The sequence below is a fragment of the Acetobacter sacchari genome (assembly GCF_017377715.1).
Lineage (GTDB): Bacteria > Pseudomonadota > Alphaproteobacteria > Acetobacterales > Acetobacteraceae > Acetobacter > Acetobacter sacchari.
In genome coordinates this window covers 58,887-76,302 of record NZ_JAFVMF010000014.1, presented here as the reverse complement: position 1 = coordinate 76,302, position 17,416 = coordinate 58,887, and the positions used below count along the sequence as shown (strand labels likewise).

18 protein-coding genes are annotated in these 17,416 nt (G+C 57.1%); 10 read left to right on the top strand and 8 right to left on the bottom strand.

Translation table 11 applies throughout. The features are described 5' to 3' along the window. Positions 1-6: 6 nt before the first annotated feature. The 9 genes from J2D73_RS13520 (at position 7) to J2D73_RS13485 (ending at position 5,992) form a co-directional block, all read left to right on the top strand. Positions 7-369, top strand: coding sequence for a response regulator (locus tag J2D73_RS13520; protein WP_279380932.1), 363 nt, complete (start codon positions 7-9; stop codon positions 367-369). A gap of 24 nt (positions 370-393) precedes the next feature. After that, positions 394-2,316, top strand: coding sequence for a chemotaxis protein CheA (locus J2D73_RS13515; RefSeq protein WP_207882051.1), 1,923 nt, complete (start codon positions 394-396; stop codon positions 2,314-2,316). After that, on the top strand, positions 2,313-2,783 hold the full coding sequence (locus J2D73_RS13510; RefSeq protein ID WP_207882049.1) for a chemotaxis protein CheW: 471 nt from the start codon (positions 2,313-2,315) through the stop codon (positions 2,781-2,783). Before J2D73_RS13515 ends, J2D73_RS13510 begins: the two co-directional genes overlap by 4 nt. Then, positions 2,780-3,637, top strand: a complete 858-nt coding sequence (locus J2D73_RS21275) for a CheR family methyltransferase (RefSeq protein ID WP_207882047.1) — start codon at positions 2,780-2,782, stop codon at positions 3,635-3,637. Before J2D73_RS13510 ends, J2D73_RS21275 begins: the two co-directional genes overlap by 4 nt. Then, positions 3,634-4,425, top strand: a complete 792-nt coding sequence (locus J2D73_RS13500; protein WP_279380931.1) for a chemotaxis protein CheB — start codon at positions 3,634-3,636, stop codon at positions 4,423-4,425. Before J2D73_RS21275 ends, J2D73_RS13500 begins: the two co-directional genes overlap by 4 nt. Next, entirely contained in the window at positions 4,358-4,693 is a 336-nt protein-coding gene (locus J2D73_RS21050) for a CheB methylesterase domain-containing protein (RefSeq protein ID WP_279380934.1), read from the top strand. Before J2D73_RS13500 ends, J2D73_RS21050 begins: the two co-directional genes overlap by 68 nt. A 114-nt stretch (positions 4,694-4,807) precedes the next feature. Beyond that, the gene (locus J2D73_RS13495) at positions 4,808-5,086 is read left to right on the top strand and encodes a response regulator (protein ID WP_243429946.1); all 279 of its coding nucleotides are present in this window, start codon (positions 4,808-4,810) and stop codon (positions 5,084-5,086) included. A gap of 151 nt (positions 5,087-5,237) precedes the next feature. Further along, complete coding sequence (locus J2D73_RS13490) at positions 5,238-5,636, top strand: chemotaxis protein CheD (protein ID WP_207882045.1); 399 nt, start codon at positions 5,238-5,240, stop codon at positions 5,634-5,636. Further along, positions 5,633-5,992: a hypothetical protein gene (locus tag J2D73_RS13485; protein ID WP_207882043.1), complete on the top strand. Its 360-nt coding sequence runs from the start codon at positions 5,633-5,635 to the stop codon at positions 5,990-5,992. The genes J2D73_RS13490 and J2D73_RS13485 overlap by 4 nt, the downstream gene beginning before the upstream one ends. A 30-nt stretch (positions 5,993-6,022) precedes the next feature. On the opposite strand, the gene J2D73_RS13480 is transcribed toward J2D73_RS13485, so the two are convergent. The 7 genes from J2D73_RS13480 to tldD all read right to left on the bottom strand — a co-directional run bounded on the left by J2D73_RS13480 (position 6,023) and on the right by tldD (position 13,487). Next, on the bottom strand, positions 6,023-7,279 hold the full coding sequence (locus J2D73_RS13480; RefSeq protein ID WP_207882041.1) for a 3-phosphoshikimate 1-carboxyvinyltransferase: 1,257 nt from the start codon (positions 7,277-7,279) through the stop codon (positions 6,023-6,025). 76 nt (positions 7,280-7,355) lie between these two features. Then, positions 7,356-8,282 carry a 2-hydroxyacid dehydrogenase gene (locus J2D73_RS13475; RefSeq protein WP_207882039.1) on the bottom strand — a complete coding sequence of 309 codons (927 nt, stop codon included), beginning with the start codon at positions 8,280-8,282 and terminating at the stop codon, positions 7,356-7,358. Positions 8,283-8,413: 131 nt separating this feature from the next. Continuing rightward, positions 8,414-9,442: a recombinase RecA gene (gene recA / locus J2D73_RS13470; protein ID WP_026397918.1), complete on the bottom strand. Its 1,029-nt coding sequence runs from the start codon at positions 9,440-9,442 to the stop codon at positions 8,414-8,416. Between the two features lie 250 nt (positions 9,443-9,692). After that, positions 9,693-10,331 (bottom strand): CPBP family intramembrane glutamic endopeptidase, encoded by a 639-nt coding sequence (locus J2D73_RS13465; RefSeq protein ID WP_207882038.1) that lies wholly within the window; start codon positions 10,329-10,331, stop codon positions 9,693-9,695. Further along, positions 10,328-10,453 carry a hypothetical protein gene (locus J2D73_RS21045; protein ID WP_279380930.1) on the bottom strand — a complete coding sequence of 42 codons (126 nt, stop codon included), beginning with the start codon at positions 10,451-10,453 and terminating at the stop codon, positions 10,328-10,330. Before J2D73_RS21045 ends, J2D73_RS13465 begins: the two co-directional genes overlap by 4 nt. 15 nt (positions 10,454-10,468) lie before the next feature. Next, complete coding sequence (locus tag J2D73_RS13460) at positions 10,469-11,818, bottom strand: O-antigen ligase family protein (RefSeq protein ID WP_207882037.1); 1,350 nt, start codon at positions 11,816-11,818, stop codon at positions 10,469-10,471. 166 nt (positions 11,819-11,984) lie between these two features. Then, complete coding sequence (gene tldD / locus J2D73_RS13455; protein WP_207882036.1) at positions 11,985-13,487, bottom strand: metalloprotease TldD; 1,503 nt, start codon at positions 13,485-13,487, stop codon at positions 11,985-11,987. A gap of 625 nt (positions 13,488-14,112) precedes the next feature. On the opposite strand from tldD, the gene treF reads away from it, so the two are divergent. Then, positions 14,113-16,047, top strand: a complete 1,935-nt coding sequence (gene treF / locus J2D73_RS13450; protein WP_207882137.1) for an alpha,alpha-trehalase TreF — start codon at positions 14,113-14,115, stop codon at positions 16,045-16,047. A 176-nt stretch (positions 16,048-16,223) separates the two neighbouring features. Here treF and dnaJ read toward each other — a convergent pair whose 3' ends face one another. Further along, on the bottom strand, positions 16,224-17,363 hold the full coding sequence (gene dnaJ / locus J2D73_RS13445) for a molecular chaperone DnaJ (protein WP_207882035.1): 1,140 nt from the start codon (positions 17,361-17,363) through the stop codon (positions 16,224-16,226). Between the last annotated feature and the right edge of the window lie 53 nt (positions 17,364-17,416).

The following is a 17,416-nucleotide window of genomic DNA, read 5'->3' as shown; positions in this document are numbered from 1 at the left end:
AACAAAATGTCAAATACTATTATCACAGTCGATGATTCGATCACCATAAGAAATTTACTGAATAAAATACTAATCGATGCTGGCTATACGGTGCGGCAGGCGATCGACGGCTTAGATGGCGTTCAATTGGTGAAGTCTCTCGCCTGCGCTCCCGCCGCGATAATAACCGACCTGAACATGCCTCGCATGGATGGGTATGAATTTATAAGTAATATTAGAATATTGGATTTAACAAAAAAGACTCCGATACTTGTTCTCACGACAGAAATGAGTCAAGAAAAAAAATTCTTGCGCGAAATGCGGGTGCCACAGGTTGGATCATTAAGCCGTTTGTACCGGAAGTTCTTGTGCGAGCTATCAATCGTATAGTTGACGAAAAATAGGAGAGATTTTATGGACGATTTTGATTCCATAAAAAATATATTTTTCGAGGAGTGTGATGAGCTTCTGAGTGAGCTTGAACAAAATTTAGAAATAATCAAAGATGGTGGTGCTACTGAAGAAATTATTAATGCGGCATTCAGGTCCGTTCATTCTGTAAAAGGAGGAGCCGGCTCGTTTGGGATGCCGGACCTAGTGCGCTTCGCGCACGTATTTGAAACAGCTTTTGATCTTTTGCGATCGAGAAAGATTGATGCTGATTCTCACGTCATAAAAATATTTCTTAGAGCTACTGACGTTCTCAGCGATTCAGTAAGAGCGGAGCGTGAGGGATTAGCTCAGCCGCTTGAAAAGCAGGATCAAAGTATTAAAGAACTCAATTCTCTTGATTGCGATGATTCGTTAAAAAAAAATACAACCCAAAATCGAAACGATGATGCAGAAGAAACTGACGAAGAGCGAGGAAACGCACCGTTGTTTTCTCCAGTTTCCATGGAGTTGTCAGAAATTGATAATGTAATAGGCGACGAATTTGACGTTGGGTTTGAAATATTCGAGGCTATCGAGGACAATTCATCGTGCGAAGAAAGTGAAAAGTCGAAAAATTTTTCTGAGGTAAGTTTAGATAACAAAATAGGAAATGTAAAAGCGGAAGGCGCTGCGACCGCGCTCAAAGTAAATTCTCAAAATAATTCCGTAACTATTAGAGTTGATTTGGAAAGAATAGACAAACTTGTCGATCTGGTCGGCGAGTTGGTAATCGGCCAAGCAACATTGCGAGAAAAGTATGAGAAAAACCATCGGGAGGGAACAGAACCAGTATCCATAGAAAACGCCTTAGGCGATATCGATCAACTCACGAGAAATATCCAAGATGCAGTAATGGCTGTCAGAGCACAACCGCTGCGCACAGTTTTTCAGAGAATGCAAAGAGTTGTGCGTGAAGCGGCTCACGCAACCGGAAAATCGATTCAGCTAACGATGGAAGGTGAGGACACAGAAATCGATCGAAGTTTGATCGAAAGGCTAACAGACCCTCTCACGCATATGCTGCGAAATGCGGTTGATCATGGGATAGAGTCGGCGGAAGATCGGTTGAAAAATGGAAAAAGCGCCGAAGGAGCAATTCGCTTATCTGCGAGTCAAAAGTCGGGGAGAATTATAATTACAGTGGCAGATGACGGCGGCGGAATTAACAGGGAGCGCGTAAGGTCAATCGCGGTTGAGAAAGGAATTATTAACTCTCAAGCTAATTTGAGTGAGAATGAAATAGATAATCTAATATTTTTCCCAGGATTTTCGACATCATCTACAGTCAGCGATTTGTCCGGGAGAGGGGTGGGTATGGATGTCGTGAAAAGAGCGATACTTGATGTTGGGGGGCGTGTGGCAATTTTTTCAAAAAAAAGTGTCGGTTCCACATTTCTTTTGAGTTTACCATTAACGCTCGCGGTAATCGAGGGAATGGCGATCACCTCTTGTGGGCAAACGTTTATTCTCCCAGTTTCATGCATAGTTGAAACGATGTTGTTCAATTGCGAAGATGTATTTTTGATGGGAGACGGCATTCCCGCGCTTTCCATACGCGGCGTGTTTATGCCGTTACTCGATATAGGCGTTGTTTTAGGATTTTCAGTGGGTGAAAACGTCCAGGGCCGTGAAGTTATTCTGGTTGTTGAAGATGACGACGGAAATAGAGTGGCGTTGTTAGCCGACGGTATAGATGGGCAGATGCAGGTTGTAAGCAAAAATGTAGAAAAGAATTTTCGTGCGACTCGCGGTATTTCAGCAGCAACTATTTTGGGAAACGGAAATGTCGCGTTGGTTTTGGACACGTCGTCTATAATTCACATAGGCTCGGAAAACATGTGTAAATTACCATACCCGAACGAATTCGCAAACGTCGTGCAACGCTCGTCGGAGTGGACGACATGACAGATTTTCTACGACAAGAAACTGACGATGGGTCAGAAAAAGTTATCTCCTTTCAAGTGGGAAAACAAGAATATTGTGTTGATATATTGAAAGTGAAAGAAATTCGCGGTTGGTTAGGAGCGACTCCGATTCCATTCGCTCCAGATTTTGTTAGTGGAGTGATCAATCTTAGAGGAATTGTGCTTCCTGTTATAAACATGCGTCATCTGCTAGGTAACTCTGTAGATAAGGACGGTGGGCGTGACGTTGTTATGGTAGTTGAAATTTCAGAAAAAATTTTCGGATTTTTAGTAAATAGTGTTTCTGATATAATCGATGTTAAAAAGTCTATGGTTCAGGGGGTTCCAAATGTCGCAGCCGATAAGGACAAAGGCTTTGTGTCGGGCCTCATCGCGATCAACGACCGAATGGTGGGTGTTCTAAATCTGGATGTGGTCGCTGCGACGATATTGGATTCGGTGACGTGAGGCACGGTGTTGGATTCAAAGATGAATTTTCTGATGTGCCGTACTGCCCAGATGATATAAGAAATATACAGGATATAGTTTGTGAAAAATGTGGATATTCCAGAGAGAGATTGAATAGAACCTTGGTATATTCGCGAGTTTCTAGACGCGTTCGAGTTTGCAATTTTTCAAATTTCTCGACCTACATAAAATTTGTTACGAGCTCGCTAGGAACTGATGAATTCGATCGAATGATTGACGTGCTCACGACAAATGTTACGAGTTTTTTTCGGGAAAATCATCACTTCAAGCATATGAGCCGTGTAATAATGCCCGAGCTAATTTCCCGCGCTCGGCGGGGTGCTCCGGTCAGGATATGGTCCTCGGCGTGCTCATCGGGCGAAGAGGCATATTCGATTGCTATGACGATACTGAGTTCATTTCCCGAGGCTCTCAGTTGGGATATAAAAGTGCTGGCAACGGATATAAGCGCGGAAATGATTGATATCGCGAAATCTGGAATATATTCTAGATACAAAGTAGAAAAGTTATCAGACGATACGAAGAGTCAATGGTTTTTCCCTGTGAATGATCATTTTTCTGTCGTGGAACAAGTGAAAAGTATGGTCACTTTTCGACGTCTCAATCTCCTGTCGAATTGGCCATTTAGTCGAGATTTTTTAGTCATATTTTGTAGAAATGTCACAATATACTTTGAGGAGGGTCAAAGGAATTTGATATTGAGTAGACTTTTCCCCTGCCTCTCTCCGGGCGGATATTTATATCTTGGGCACTCTGAAAAAATTCCAGAGCATTTGATTCCCATGGCGTTGAGCGATTCCTGCCCGAATACTTATTACAAGAGGATACAATGAACAGGCCGATTCGCGTTTTAGTCGTTGATGACTCACGTACGGGCAGAGCGTTAATCGCTTCTGCTCTTCGGAGTGACCCAGCCGTGACAATCGCGGGGATGGCGAATGACCCGATCGAAGCGCGGGATATGATCATCGCTGATCAGCCCGATGTGATCACGCTGGATGTCGAAATGCCAACGATGAACGGTCTGCAATTTCTCGAGAAAATCATGCGTCTTCGTCCCATCCCTGTTGTAATGGTTTCGGGTTTTACCCAGAGAGGGGCTGATCTTTCGATAGAGGCGTTACGGCTGGGCGCCTTCGATTGCTTCCCGAAACCTTTGGCGGGGGAGGGTATCGTTGGTTACGCCCGGTTGGTCCCGATCGTAAAGCAGGCGGCAGCCTTTGGTGTACCACGACGGCGAAATCCGCTCGCGGCGCCCAAAATGCGCGATGAAACTTCACCCAACATTATGAGATCCGAGATAGAAGCTATTTTCATTGGCGCGTCTACCGGTGGAGTGGAGGCGCTAGGGGAGATTCTTCCTGCGCTGACAGTCGACGCACTGCCCGTAGTGGTTACACAACACATGCCGCGTCTGTTCACGGCGAGCCTTGCCTCAAGGCTGAATCGATTGTGCGATGTTTCGGTTGTGCAGGCCGGGCAAGGGGATGTTCTTCGTTCGGGCACGGTCTATATCGCGCCGGGAGGTGATCGACACCTTCGAATCGATCGCAATGCGGGGAAATTTGTTTGCGACCTTGCGCCGGGGGGGGGCTGTAAATGGCCACTGTCCTTCCATTGATGAATTGTTTCTTTCGGCGGCAGAGAATTTTGGTCCACGTAGTTTGGGAATTATTTTGACTGGGATGGGCTCTGACGGGGCTGCCGGATTGGGTGCCATGCGTGAAGCTGGAGCTTTAACCATCGGGCAGGACGAAGCAAGTTGCGTCGTTTATGGTATGCCGCGGGTGGCTGCGGAGAAGGGAGCAGTGGCGCGGGTGATGTCTCTATCTGAGATAGTTTCGGTAGCGGCAGAGTTTCGCTCAATTGAGCCGGGAGTAGTGCGATAATGCCCGCCGCGTCGGCAATTCGAGTCTTGATCGTTGATGATCAGACATCAATACGTACTCTATTAAGAAATAGTCTTGCCCAATTGGGAGTGTTCCAGGTTTCTGAACGGAGAAATGGCAAGGAAGCTCTGGATTTTTTTTTCAGAAAATCAGGCCCACCTCATTATTTCGGATTTCAATATGCCGGAAATGAATGGCTTGGACTTATTGAAGCACATAAGAACGAATCCTAAAACGACGAAAGTCGCTTTTATTATTTTGACAGGAGAAGCTAGCAAAGACTTGGTGCAGGAAGCGATAAAGCACGGCGTAAATAATCTGTTGGCCAAACCCTACACTGTGGGCAAATTGAAAGCCGCAATAGAGGCAGTTTTCGGTGTCATTACGGTCTGACGCGCTTTCATGTAGTGCAATGTCGTGTCGGATCGTCGACGTCATATTGAGAGAAGTCAAGGTATCCTCCGATCCTGCGGACGTCCTTGTCACCCTGTTGGGATCTTGTGTTTCTGTTTGCTTATTCGACACGGGGGCGAAAATAGGCGGTATGAATCATTTTCTCTTGCCGAATCTCGCTCTCATTTCGTCGCAAGCAACATCGTCTTCTGGTTTGCACGTCATGGAGTTTTTGGTAGACAGCCTTCTTTTGCGTGGAGCCCGCAGGGGCAACTTGCAGTGTAAAGTATTTGGTGGCGCGACAGTACAGCCACTGTTGCGCGATATTGAGGACCGAAATTCCGAATCTATTCGAAAATATCTTTCTTCGGAGAGAATTAATCGTGTTTCGTCTAGTCTGGGTGGGTCGAAAGGACGTCGGATAAGATTTTGGCCGGTGAGCGGTCGGGTGCAACATGCCTGGATGCAGGACGCCGTCGGCGACGGGACTATGATGGATCAGAGAGGAAAAAATGAAATTCCGTTTCCAGAGCATGAGGCGGATATATGATTATGGAGTCTGACGTATCTTTGAGTACAGCGCTGGAGCGAATCAGTCAACTGACCTCGTCTCTTGGGGGTAGGCTCGAAAGCTTGCAGGGGGTGATGGGTAAAATCGAGGTTCCTGGGGGCAACGACGCGTTGTCGATTGAACTTCAGGTGTTGGATTACGCTACCCAGACGGCGTTCGCGTTGGCGGGAGTCATCGGGCGTGTTGCCAAGTGTCCAGCCGTTATCGAACGGCACATGGCGCTAAGTCTGGCTCCGATACTGGATTGCATCACGCTTGACGATATTGCCACGTTCTTGCGCGAGGGCGACACTGTTAGACGTGAAGAAGCATCAGTGGAACCGGAGATTTTCTGACGGTCCAGTTCCACAGAAATTCGTTTCCTCTTAGTGCTCGACATCGATTCCTAGATTGCGTAACGCATCCCAGAACCCCGGGTAGGTCTTGCCGACACATGATGGATCGAGAATTTCGATTCCTTCGATCATCAAGCCTGCTAGAGCGAAGGCCATGGCGATGCGATGATCCGCGTAAGTCTCGATTTGCGTCGGGAGCGATGTCCCTATGAGTGAAGGATCTCCGTTTACAATCAGATCGTCGCCCTCTTCGGACGCCAGACCCTGACGGATGCGGTTCAGTTCTGTGGAAAGAGCGTTGATGCGATCGCACTCTTTCACGCGAAGATTCCGAATGCCGCAAAAACGAACCGGCGTTGCATTGAACGCAGCCATGACTGCAAGCGTCGGAATTGCGTCCTGCATCTGGGAGCCGTCGATCTGTGACGGCATATGCGGGAACGCTCGTATCATCTCATAAGCGCGCGCATCTGGTTGTGAGAATGCTTCGGGCGCCAGTCCGACATCGATGACGCCTCCCGTAAGCGTGCCAACGGCCCACAGGTAAGTCGCGGCGGATGCATCGGGTTCAATGACAAGATCACATGCAACGTAGCGTGCTGGTTCGACACGCCAGTTCATAAGCCCGGTTTGTTTCACCGCACCGCCGAAGGCGCGCATGGCGGTCACCGTCAGATCTACGTAACCTCGGGCGTCAAGCCCAGAACCTTGCAACTGGATTTCGACCGGCGCATCGGCTTTGCCTGCAGCCATGAGGATCGCAGACACGTATTGGCTCGAAAGTCCGGCGTCGATCTTCACGAGCCCACCTGAAAGACGTCCCGAGCCCTGCACGGTCACTGGCGGACATCCCGTTGGCGCCGTGGCGTCCACGCCCAGTGCAGTCAGGGCGGCGATAAGTGGCGCAATGGGACGCTTGTGCATATGCGCATCGCCATCCAATACGACCACGCCGGGCACGTAAGGCGCTATGCCGGTAAGAAAGCGAACGGCTGTGCCGGCGTTGCCCAGAAACAGCGGAGCGTCGGGGCGCTTCAGGTTTCCGGTTCCGGTGACGACGAAAGTCGTGTCGTCGGGTTCTTCCACGTCGACGCCCATCTGGCGTAGTGCGGCAGCCATGTATCGCGTGTCGTCGCTCTTGAGCGCCCCGGTCAGACGGCTCACGCCCTCAGACAATGCGGCCAGAGGTAGCGCGCGGTTCGTGATCGACTTCGAGCCGGGTGGCGTGACGCGCCCAAACAGGGGCCGGTTGGGGGGCGTGACGCGCGCCGCAGAAGCGATGACCATGGAACCTCCGCCATTTCGTGGATCGCCGCCTTTACCACGAAATGGCGATGGCGCCTCCCTCGCTCGACGATGTTGGTCAGTACCGTTTCGAGCGGTCGACGAGGCCCTCTGGAGGCTGCCCGGAGCGATAGCGGCGGATATTGGCGATGATGCTGGCGACGCCGGTGTCCGGGCGGGTGTTGCTGGCGATATGCGGCGTGATGACGACTTGCGGGTGATCCCACAGCGGATCGCTCTCGGGCAGGGGCTCCGGGTCCGTCACATCAAGGATGGCCCACTTCAAATGGCCAGAATCAAGCGCCTCGATGAGATCCTCGGCGACGACCTGAGGGCCGCGGCCGGCGTTGATCAGGGTCGCGCCAGCGGGGAGTTTCGCGAACAGAGTCCGGTTGAACATGCCGCGGGTTTCATCGGTCAGTGGCAGGAGGCAGACAAGGATATCGGTCTGGGCAAGGAATGCGTCGAGGGTGTCGGCGCCGTGAAAGACCTGAACTCCGTCAATATCGCGCGGACTACGATTCCAGCCGAGGGTTGGAAAGCCAAGGTTTGCGATCGCCTGCGCGCAAGGAACGCCGAGCGTTCCAAGTCCCATGATCCCGACCCGAGTTTGCGCAGCCTGCCGCTCTGGCCACGTACGCCACACATGGCCGCGCTGCTGCTGTGCATAGAGCGGAAGATCGCGATGTGCGGACAGCACGAAAGCGACGACATATTCGATCATCCCCTGCGTCAGGCCGGGTTCGATCATGCGCACCAGACCGACATGGTCGGGCAGCGTGGACAGGTCGAACTGATCGACCCCTGCCCCCAGAGAGAAGACGAGTTTCAGATTTGGGAAACGTGTGGCCAGGTCCGCTTCGGGTTTCCAGAGCGCGACATATTCCACCTGCTCGGGATCGCCGTATTCCGGCCAGTTATGGAATTCCATTTCAGGCATCTGTTCATGGAACAGTTCCCGCCACGTATTTTCGCGATCCTGAAAGGCCTTGAGAACGAAAGACATAATCGACGCTTCTTCCCCTGATGATGCGATGACGAAACGAGCAACATAGCCTCGTTCCGTCAAGGGCGCCTGTTCAGGGAATGTCGAGGCGGAGGTCCCGGAACGTCTCCGAGCCCCTGCCGCCTTAGCGTTTAGTCTTCGTCGCTGTCTGCATCCGGGCCGGTCATCATGGCTTCAGCCACGACGCCCGCGTGCTCGCGCACTTTGCGCTCGATGTCAGCCGCCATTTCCGGACGGTCGCGCAGGAACTGCTTGGCGTTTTCGCGCCCTTGCCCGATGCGCTGGCTGTCATAGGAGAACCACGCGCCGGATTTCTCGACGACGCCAGCCTTCACGCCCAGATCGATCAGTTCGCCCATCTTGCTGACGCCTTCGCCATACATGATGTCGAATTCGACCTGACGGAACGGCGGGGCCATCTTGTTCTTGACGACCTTCACGCGCGTTTGGTTGCCGACGACCTCGTCCTTGTCCTTGATCGCGCCGATGCGACGGATGTCCAGCCGGACGGAGGAGTAAAACTTGAGCGCGTTGCCGCCTGTCGTGGTCTCGGGGTTTCCGAACATCACGCCGATCTTGAGGCGGATCTGATTGAGGAAAATCAGCAGCGTGTTCGAGCGCGCGACCGTGCCTGTGAGTTTGCGAAGCGCCTGACTCATCAGACGGGCATGCAGGCCGACATGGCTGTCGCCCATGTCGCCCTCGAGCTCGGCGCGCGGGACGAGCGCGGCGACGCTGTCCACCACGAGCACGTCGATGGCGCCGGAGCGGACCAGCGTGTCTGCGATTTCAAGCGCCTGTTCGCCAGCGTCCGGCTGGCTGATCAGAAGATCGTCGACATTGACGCCCAGCTTGCGGGCGTATCCCGGGTCGAGCGCGTGTTCCGCGTCGATAAACGCGCAGGTGCCCCCAAGCTTCTGCGCCTCGGCGATGGCGTGCAGGGCGAGCGTGGTCTTGCCGGAACTTTCAGGCCCGTAGATCTCGACAATACGGCCACGCGGCAGGCCGCCGACGCCAAGCGCGATATCGAGGCCAAGGGAGCCGGTCGAGATTACGTCGGCTGCTTCCTTCGGGCGTTGCCCGAGACGCATGATCGATCCCTTGCCGAACGCGCGCTCGATCTGGCTAAGCGCCCCGTCCAGGGCCTTCGTCTTGTCCATTTCCACTCCTCGAACCCCGACCGCGACGACGGGCCGCGCCGTCGCCGCCAGTCTCGGCGCCTCCAGCGTCATAACTGCGCTGTCCGCTGACTCTCTCATAAGCCCAGCCCTCCTCGCAATGCGTCCGGCGAGAATTCATCCGCCTCCGCTGCGTGCGACATGCCTCGTTAACTATTCGTTCGCTTCTGTTCTCTTTTGGAACAAAATAAGAACAAAGACAAGCGAAATGTCGACGAAGGCCGCGCGTGGCTCAGCCGTGCTTCCAGGCTGCTCCCGTATAGAAAAACCTGCCCAGCCCGATGGTGAAGATCAGGCAGCCGTAGAGACTGTGCTCGATGCACGCCACCCGCAGATCCCGGTGTCGCGCATAGTCTCTTGCGAACAGCAGGCCGCCGATCGTCGTCATGGCTATGGCGATCCAGTTAAGGAACAGAATATGGGCGAAGCCGAACGCCAAGGCGCTGGCGGCGATTGTCCCCCTGTCGCCGCCGAACAGCCCGCCGTAGCGCCGGAACAGAAACGATCGATACAGCATCTCCTGCGGCCAGACGGACAGCAGCGGATAGAGAACCACGATCACGAGCCAGAAGCCGGGCTTTTCACGCGGGAGGCTGAACAGGGTCTGTGGCGACCAGATCCACGCGGCGATCATAATGAGCGGCGCGAGGACGATGAAGCGCAGCAGAGGCGTTCGTAACGCGGCGCCAAGCGTCTGGCCGGACTGTGGAGCTGTTGCGCCGCGCTGGCTGATCCAGGCGAGAGCCGCTGCAGCCCACAGCAGCCCGAACAGAACGCCCGCACGATGAAGCGCGAGGATCGCCAGCGGCCCTCCGACGAACAGCAACAGGAATTCAGCCGCCCGGCGAATGCGCCCGGATATGCCCGTCATCGCAACGCCACCGGCACAGCGTAATCATCAACATACAGGCTGCGCGAATACGTCCGCGCAATGAGCTCGGTCATCGACCCGGTTTCAGGCGCCCCGATCTCAGGCGTCTCCTTTTGCGGCATCCCGAATTTCCTTGGCTAAACTCTCCCCGCCGCCCGCTCCGGCGTCTCGCCGCGCGTCGCCGCCATCGCCCACCCCGCGATCAGGAACACCCACCCGCCCGACGGCAGCGAAAACAGGGCGCTGGTGCTCGCGATCGGCCAGATCGTCACAACGCATGCCACGAGCAGCATGGCGTTCTCTGGCGTCGGGGCGGCGGCGGGCGTGATTCTGGACATGCGCTCTGCGCCGCGTGAAGGCAGGAACGGACGTGCGATCAGGCGCAGCCAGCACAGGATCATCGCCATGAGCAACGTCAGCCCCGGAAGCCCTGCCGCAGTCGCGACCTGCAGATAGTAATTATGCGGATGGATGTTGCAGCCGTTTTCCGCAGGTCCGACGAAGGGAATGTCGAACTGCGGCAGGCCATGGAAATACTGCGGGTCAAGGCAATGAAACCGGAACCCGTCGAACCCGACGCCCAGCTTGGGGTGCTCGGCGACCATCACGGCCGCGCGCGTATAGATCTGACCATAGGGGCTGGCTGTGAAGTGACTGATCTGATCGGCGAATTTTATGACCAGCTTACTATAGGTCGGTGGGGAGATAACCGGCAGCGCCGCCAGCACGACGACGCCGAGACCGAGGGCGGCGATCACGGGCAGACGCATGCGACGTACGAGCAACGCTGTCAGCAGCAGCCCGGCCACCATCAGCAGGTTCGCCATGCGCTGCCCGATCAGGATCATACTGGCGATGAGCAGTAGCAGCCCCGTGAGGCCGACGAGCTTCGATCGCCATGTATCACGGGCCAAAAGCCGCAACACCACCGGCATCGCGCCGGGAAACATCACCATCAGCAGAGCGTTGCCCGCGCGCGGCTTCAGAAAAGGCCCGGTCAGGGCTCCGTCGCCCCAGCGGCCGTAGCCGAGAGCATTGTATCCGGTCAGGTATTGCTGCCAGCACTCGAGCACGGTCCAGCCAGCCAGCGCCGCGCAGACGCCTGCCGCAGCGCCGCGAGCCCTGCGCCCGGCCAGAGTCCAGAAGGAGGCTGCTGCGGCGAACAGAAAGAACCGGACGCTCAGGACGCCCTGAATCGCTGAGGACGCAGGCCCTGCCAGAACCGACGACACGACGATCACGCCCCAGAGCGCCAGCCCGAATTGCAGCCAGCGAGCCCGCAGCCATGACCAGTCGCGCAAAGCTGCGCTTCGCAGTACGAAAAGAACGGTGACGACGGAGACTACCGCATCCGACAGGGCGCGCGTGCGGAACAGCAGGATCGGCAGCAGGATCGTCGCTGGAATAGCGATACCCCCGAGTAACCGCGATAGCCCGACTGCTACAGGGCCGGGCGAGGATCGATCTGGTCTGAACGTCGCTCTCATGACCGTTTGTCAGCCGCGAAATCCGGCGCAAAAGGGAGCGAATGGATCATGGATAACTTGGCTCCGGCTGCGGAGAAATTTCCCGGACGCGGGACGGCGAAGCGACGCCATCCCGTCTGACAGGACAGTTTGCAGGGGAAAGGAAACCGGAAAGACGGCCGGCCTGTCAGCCGACGGTGCCGCCGACGGTCAGCCCCGTCATCTTCAGCGTCGGTTGCCCGACGCCGACCGGTACGCCCTGCCCGGACTTGCCGCATGTGCCGATCCCGGGATCGAGCGCGACGTCGGAGCCGATCATCGACACCTTGGTCATCGCGTCCGCGCCGTTGCCGATCAGCGTCGCGCCACGGACCGGCGCCGTCACCTTGCCGTCTTCGATCAGGTATGCCTCGGACGTGGCGAAGACGAATTTGCCCGACGTGATGTCCACTTGCCCGCCGCCAAAATTGACGGCGTAGAGTCCGCGCTTGACCGAGCGGATCATGTCCTCGGTCGTCGCGTCGCCGCCCAGCATCAGCGTGTTGGTCATGCGCGGCATCGGGGAGTAGGCGTATGACTGCCTCCGCCCGTTGCCGGTCGGCGCGACGCCCATCAGACGCGCGTTCATGCGGTCCTGAATGAAGCCGGTCAGGATGCCGTCCTCGATCATGACGGTGCGTCCGGACGGGGTGCCTTCGTCATCGACGGTCAGGCTGCCGCGACGATCCGGCAGCGTGCCGTCGTCGATCACCGTGACGCCTGGGCTTGCGACGCGCTTGCCGACCAGTCCGGCGAACATCGAGGTGCCCTTGCGGTTGAAGTCGCCCTCAAGACCGTGGCCGACGGCTTCGTGCAGCAGGATGCCCGGCCAGCCGGAACCGAGCACGATCTCCATTTCCCCGGCCGGCGCCGGACGCGCGTCGAGATTGACCAGCGCCATCCGCAGCGCTTCGTCCACCGCATCGCGCCAGACATCGGGCGTGAGCATCCGCGTGATGTCGAAGCGACCGCCCTGCCCGTGGGAGCCGCTCTCGCGCCGTCCGTCCTTCTCCACAACGACGGAGACGTTCAACCGAACCAGAGGCCGCAGGTCGGCCACGCGCTGTCCGTCGGCGCGGATGATCTGCACCGCCTGCCACTCGGCGCTGAGAGACGCCATGACCTGCACGACCCGGGAGTCTTTGCCGCGCGCATAAGCGTCGATCTCGCTCAGGACTGCGGCGCGCAAGCTGAAATCGGTGTCGTGCAGCGGGTTGAGCTCGCTGTACAGGCGCGCATTGGTGGCGCGGGGCGGCTCGGCACGGACGCCGGAGCGGCCTGCACGCACCGCGCGGACCGTCTCGCCCGCGCGCAGCAACGACTCTTCGCTGATTTCATCGGAATGCGCGAAACCCGACTCCTCGCCCAGCACGCTGCGCAGCCCGAAACCGGCGCTGGTGTTGAAGGATGCGGTGCGGATGACGCCATCTTCGAGCGAGACGCCCTCGCTCTCCCGGTATTCGAGGAAGAGTTCCCCGTCGTCCATGCCTTCCAGCGCGCTCGCCGTCAGCGCTTCTGCGGCCGAGCGATCAAGTCTGGCGCCTGTGCGTTCGAAGAACAGACGGTCGGTCGTAGCCAGCGCGCCGAGAGGGTCGGTTCGGTTCACGGAGCGACCGCAATCCGGGTTCGGGCTTGAAGATGCGGATGACATAGGCGAGACTCCCGAACTGCTGGCCGACGCCGCGATACGTCACGTCGGACGTCCGAGGCTGGGGGGCGAACGCAAATCATAGCCGCTTTCGCCGATCCCGGAAGACCTGCCGCGGAAAGCGCCTCCTAGACGCGCAAGCGAACCCGGCGGCGGCTTTTCGGCGCTCGCTGGATGCAACTCTACGATCATCGGCTCATTGTTTCGTAACATGCATATGAGCGGCGAGATCTCGCCATGCAAGATTCGGTTCTCGTTCGGGCTGGCGGAATAAGGAGTCCTTTTGACAGTCAGACTCTTCGGACGTTCAGCTCCCTCACAAACATGCGTATCCCCCGCCCGCATTGCGCTACGCGCAACCCTGCAGGCGTGCCTGCTGGCCGGGGGCGTTTTTGCGCTGGACGCCACCTTGGGATCGGTATACGCGAACGCCGCGCCGACAGACGACTCTGGCGACGCCCGGAACGCCTCTCGCGCCGACGTATCCGCCACGCCGTCCGCAGGCCCTTCTCAAACACAGGTCGCTCCGAACGGAACGCCCCGTTCGTCAAATGGTAACGATGCTTCCGGCAGGCTGACGCCGGGAAATAACCCGACAACATTTACTGCCCCCGAGGTTGAGCCGCCCATGGAGCAAACCCGTGAGAAAGACAGCGCAACCGGAGACGGTCCTGCCTCCGCGTATCCGCACTTTTCGTCTCGCGGAGTTCCCTCAAGTCGAAATCAGCCGCCTTCCACTCAGGATGACGAAGTCCTGCTGATACATCCGACAATCATCCCCGCTCCGCAATCGACGACGCATGTCGATGCGCAGCAGGATTTGCGTCCGCCGTCCATCGCGCTGGACGGGCTGTTCGCCGCGATCGGTCAGGCCCGGATTTTCACCGACGCCAAGGCCGCCGCAGACGCTTATCCAAACCATCCGCCTTCGGAGATTTTGACAGCATGGCGTGAGCAGAGGGATGAGCCGGGTTTCGATCTGAAGACCTTCGTCGCGACCTATTTCACGACGCCGGAGTTCACCTCGGCGGCTTATCAGCGTACGCCGGGCGAAAACGTGCGGGATTACATCTCCGGCATGTGGGACGTTCTGACCCGCGAGCCGGATCGGCAGGTTCCGTGGTCGTCCCAACTGCCGCTGCCGAAGAAATACGTGGTGCCGGGGGGGCGTTTCAGCGAAATCTATTACTGGGACAGCTACTTCACGATGATCGGCCTGTACGAGGACGGCCGGATCGATCTGATGCGCTCGACCCTTGAAGATCTGGCCTCGTTGATTGATCGTTACGGCCACATCCCGAACGGCAGCCGAACCTATTATCTCAGCCGGTCGCAGCCGGCTTTCTTCGCCATCATGCTGGATCTGCTGGCAGGCCACGATGGGCAGGTCGTTTACACGCGTTTTCTGCCTGAGCTGCAGCGCGAATACGATTACTGGACAGACGGAGCTTCTACGTTGGAGCCCGGCCACGCCTGGCGGCATGCGGTTCGCCTGCCTGACGGCACGTTGATGGTGAGGCCGTGGGACGATCTCGACACCCCGCGCGACGAGAGTTACCCCGAAGACATCGCCACGGCTGCGTCTACGTCTCGTCCATCGCACGAAGTGTGGCGAGATCTTCGCGCAGGCGCTGAAACCGGCTGGGATTATTCTGCCCGCTGGCTCGCCGATCACCACACGCTGTCCACGATCCACACCACGGATCTAGTGACCATCGAGATGAACTGCACCGTGGCGCATCTCGCGCAGACGCTGGCCCACGCCTACGAACTTGCGGGCGATCAGGGAAAGGCCATCCGTTACGGCGCTGACGCCAAGGCGCGCGTCGCTGCGATCAGGAAATATCTGTGGGATCCGGAGCGCGAAGCTTTCTACGACTATGACTGGAAGCAAGGGAAGCGGACCGAGGTTCTTTCAGCTGCGACCGCTATGCCGTTGTTTCTGCATCTGGCGACTGACGAGCAGGCTCACGCCGTGGCCCACACATTACGGACGAAACTGCTGAAGGTTGGCGGCCTCGTCGCGACGGATATCACCAGCGGCCAGCAATGGGACTCTCCGAACGGTTGGGCGCCGCTGCAATGGATGGCGGTAAAGGGGCTTAATCAATACGGAGAAGAGGCGCTTGCGGAGGACATCGCCCGCCGCTGGATGGCGCGCGTGATCGGAACTTATGAAAAAAGCGGCGTCCTTCTGGAGAAATACGACGTGATGGCTCCCGAGATCAGTCCTACTGGGGGCGCGGGCGGTGGCGAGTATCCGATGCAGATCGGCTTTGGGTGGACTAACGGGACGTTGCTGGGCCTGATGAACCGCTACCCCCGGAATGCGCGGCAGGTTCTCGACAGAAATCCGCTGTCGGACCAGATGTCGAAAGCGGCTGAAACGTCTGGCGGCGTGGCGACCGAGACGCCGTCGATCAAGACAGAGGCGAAACCGACGCTCGAGAACGTGGGGACGCCGAAAGATCCGGCGCATGCCGAAATGCATCCGGTCGCAGGAATTCCGCCCAGTCATGAAGCGCGAGAAAGGTTGGGCAACGGGCCGCCCTCCGACCCGTGACCGGCTTTTGCCCTGGATGACGCTTGAAGCTGAATCTGTAGCGACGCTTTCGCGATTCAGTTGATTGCTTGGCGAATGCCGTGATCAGAAGTTTTTTGGCTTTCGTTGAAAGATCGGCTGCATATTGCAGCCGTATACGGGCTGGAGCGCCCGAAATGTGCTCCAGCCCCTATGATTCAGCCCTTCGTTCCGTCGAAAAAATCTTTCACGCGACTGAAGAAACCTGCATGCTCGGGGCTACCCTTCGCATGTTCGCCCGCCTCGGTCTCGAACTCCTCAAGTAGTTCACGTTGGCGTTTGGTGAGATTTTGCGGCGTTTCCACCGACACCTGAATATACATGTCGCCGCGTGACGACGAGCGAAGCACCGAAAATCCCTTGCCGCGTAGACGAAAATGCTCGCCATTTTGCGTTCCCGCCGGAATTTTCACGTTGGCGCGACCACCGTCGATCACCGGGACCTCTATGTCCGAGCCCAGCGCCGCCTGCGCCATGCGCAACGGCACGCGGCAATAAATATTTGAGCCGTCACGCTGGAAAAGTTCGTGCTGGGCTACGCTGATATGAACATATAGGTCGCCGGGCGCGACGCCCTTGCCGCCGGACTCGCCCTCTCCTGTCATACGGATGCGGGTGCCGTCCTCGACGCCAGCTGGAATAGCGACGTCAAGCGTGCGGGCGCGCTGCACCGTTCCGGCGCCATGGCAGGAAACGCAGGGGTCTTTCACGACGCGCCCGGCGCCATGGCAGGTCGGGCAGGGGCGCTCGACAACGAAGAAACCCTGCTGAGCGCGAACCTTGCCCGCGCCGTGGCAGCTCGGGCACGTGTCGACACCCGCTTCGCGGTCCTTCGACCCGGTGCCCTCGCAGGCCTCGCAGACCACGCGGGTCGTGACGGTGACGGTCTTTTTCACGCCAGCGAACGCTTCGGCGAGGCTGATCTCGACCTGAGTCTGGATGTCCGCGCCAGCACGCTTGGCGCGACGTCCGCCACCCATCATGTCACCGAACATCTGCTCGAAGATGTCGCCTAGGCCGCCCGCGCCGAATCCACCGCCGCCGTTGAAGTCGAACCCGCCCCCGCCGCCTTCAAACGCAGCGTGGCCATAGCGGTCGTAGGCCGAACGCTTCTGGTCGTCTTTCAGGATGTCGTAGGCTTCGCTGATTTCCTTGAAGCGGTTTTCGGCCGATGCGTCCCCGGGGTTGCGGTCCGGGTGGTATTTCATGGCCAGTCGCCGGTACGCTTTCTTCAGCTCGTCCCCGGACGCCTCTCGGGTGACTTCCAGAACGGCGTAATAATCCAGTTTAGTGGCCATAGGATCCTCGTGGGGTCCTCCCTCTTCCGGCTCGATACGGCGGCGAGGGATTG

Coding starts and splice junctions, on each gene's coding strand:
- J2D73_RS13475 (WP_207882039.1), bottom strand. CDS start 8,282: ATGTCTTTCGTTCTCAAGGCCTTTCAGGATCGCGAAAATACGTGGCGG.
- J2D73_RS21045 (WP_279380930.1), bottom strand. CDS start 10,453: ATGCCGCAAAAGGAGACGCCTGAGATCGGGGCGCCTGAAACCGGGTCG.
- J2D73_RS13500 (WP_279380931.1), top strand. CDS start 3,634: ATGAACAGGCCGATTCGCGTTTTAGTCGTTGATGACTCACGTACGGGC.
- J2D73_RS13465 (WP_207882038.1), bottom strand. CDS start 10,331: ATGACGGGCATATCCGGGCGCATTCGCCGGGCGGCTGAATTCCTGTTG.
- J2D73_RS13495 (WP_243429946.1), top strand. CDS start 4,808: ATGGCAAGGAAGCTCTGGATTTTTTTTTCAGAAAATCAGGCCCACCTC.
- treF (WP_207882137.1), top strand. CDS start 14,113: ATGGAGCAAACCCGTGAGAAAGACAGCGCAACCGGAGACGGTCCTGCC.
- J2D73_RS13520 (WP_279380932.1), top strand. CDS start 7: ATGTCAAATACTATTATCACAGTCGATGATTCGATCACCATAAGAAAT.
- J2D73_RS13515 (WP_207882051.1), top strand. CDS start 394: ATGGACGATTTTGATTCCATAAAAAATATATTTTTCGAGGAGTGTGAT.
- J2D73_RS13510 (WP_207882049.1), top strand. CDS start 2,313: ATGACAGATTTTCTACGACAAGAAACTGACGATGGGTCAGAAAAAGTT.
- tldD (WP_207882036.1), bottom strand. CDS start 13,487: ATGTCATCCGCATCTTCAAGCCCGAACCCGGATTGCGGTCGCTCCGTG.
- dnaJ (WP_207882035.1), bottom strand. CDS start 17,363: ATGGCCACTAAACTGGATTATTACGCCGTTCTGGAAGTCACCCGAGAG.
- J2D73_RS13480 (WP_207882041.1), bottom strand. CDS start 7,279: ATGGTCATCGCTTCTGCGGCGCGCGTCACGCCCCCCAACCGGCCCCTG.
- J2D73_RS13485 (WP_207882043.1), top strand. CDS start 5,633: ATGATTATGGAGTCTGACGTATCTTTGAGTACAGCGCTGGAGCGAATC.
- J2D73_RS13490 (WP_207882045.1), top strand. CDS start 5,238: ATGAATCATTTTCTCTTGCCGAATCTCGCTCTCATTTCGTCGCAAGCA.
- J2D73_RS21050 (WP_279380934.1), top strand. CDS start 4,358: ATGCGGGGAAATTTGTTTGCGACCTTGCGCCGGGGGGGGGCTGTAAAT.
- recA (WP_026397918.1), bottom strand. CDS start 9,442: ATGGACAAGACGAAGGCCCTGGACGGGGCGCTTAGCCAGATCGAGCGC.
- J2D73_RS13460 (WP_207882037.1), bottom strand. CDS start 11,818: ATGAGAGCGACGTTCAGACCAGATCGATCCTCGCCCGGCCCTGTAGCA.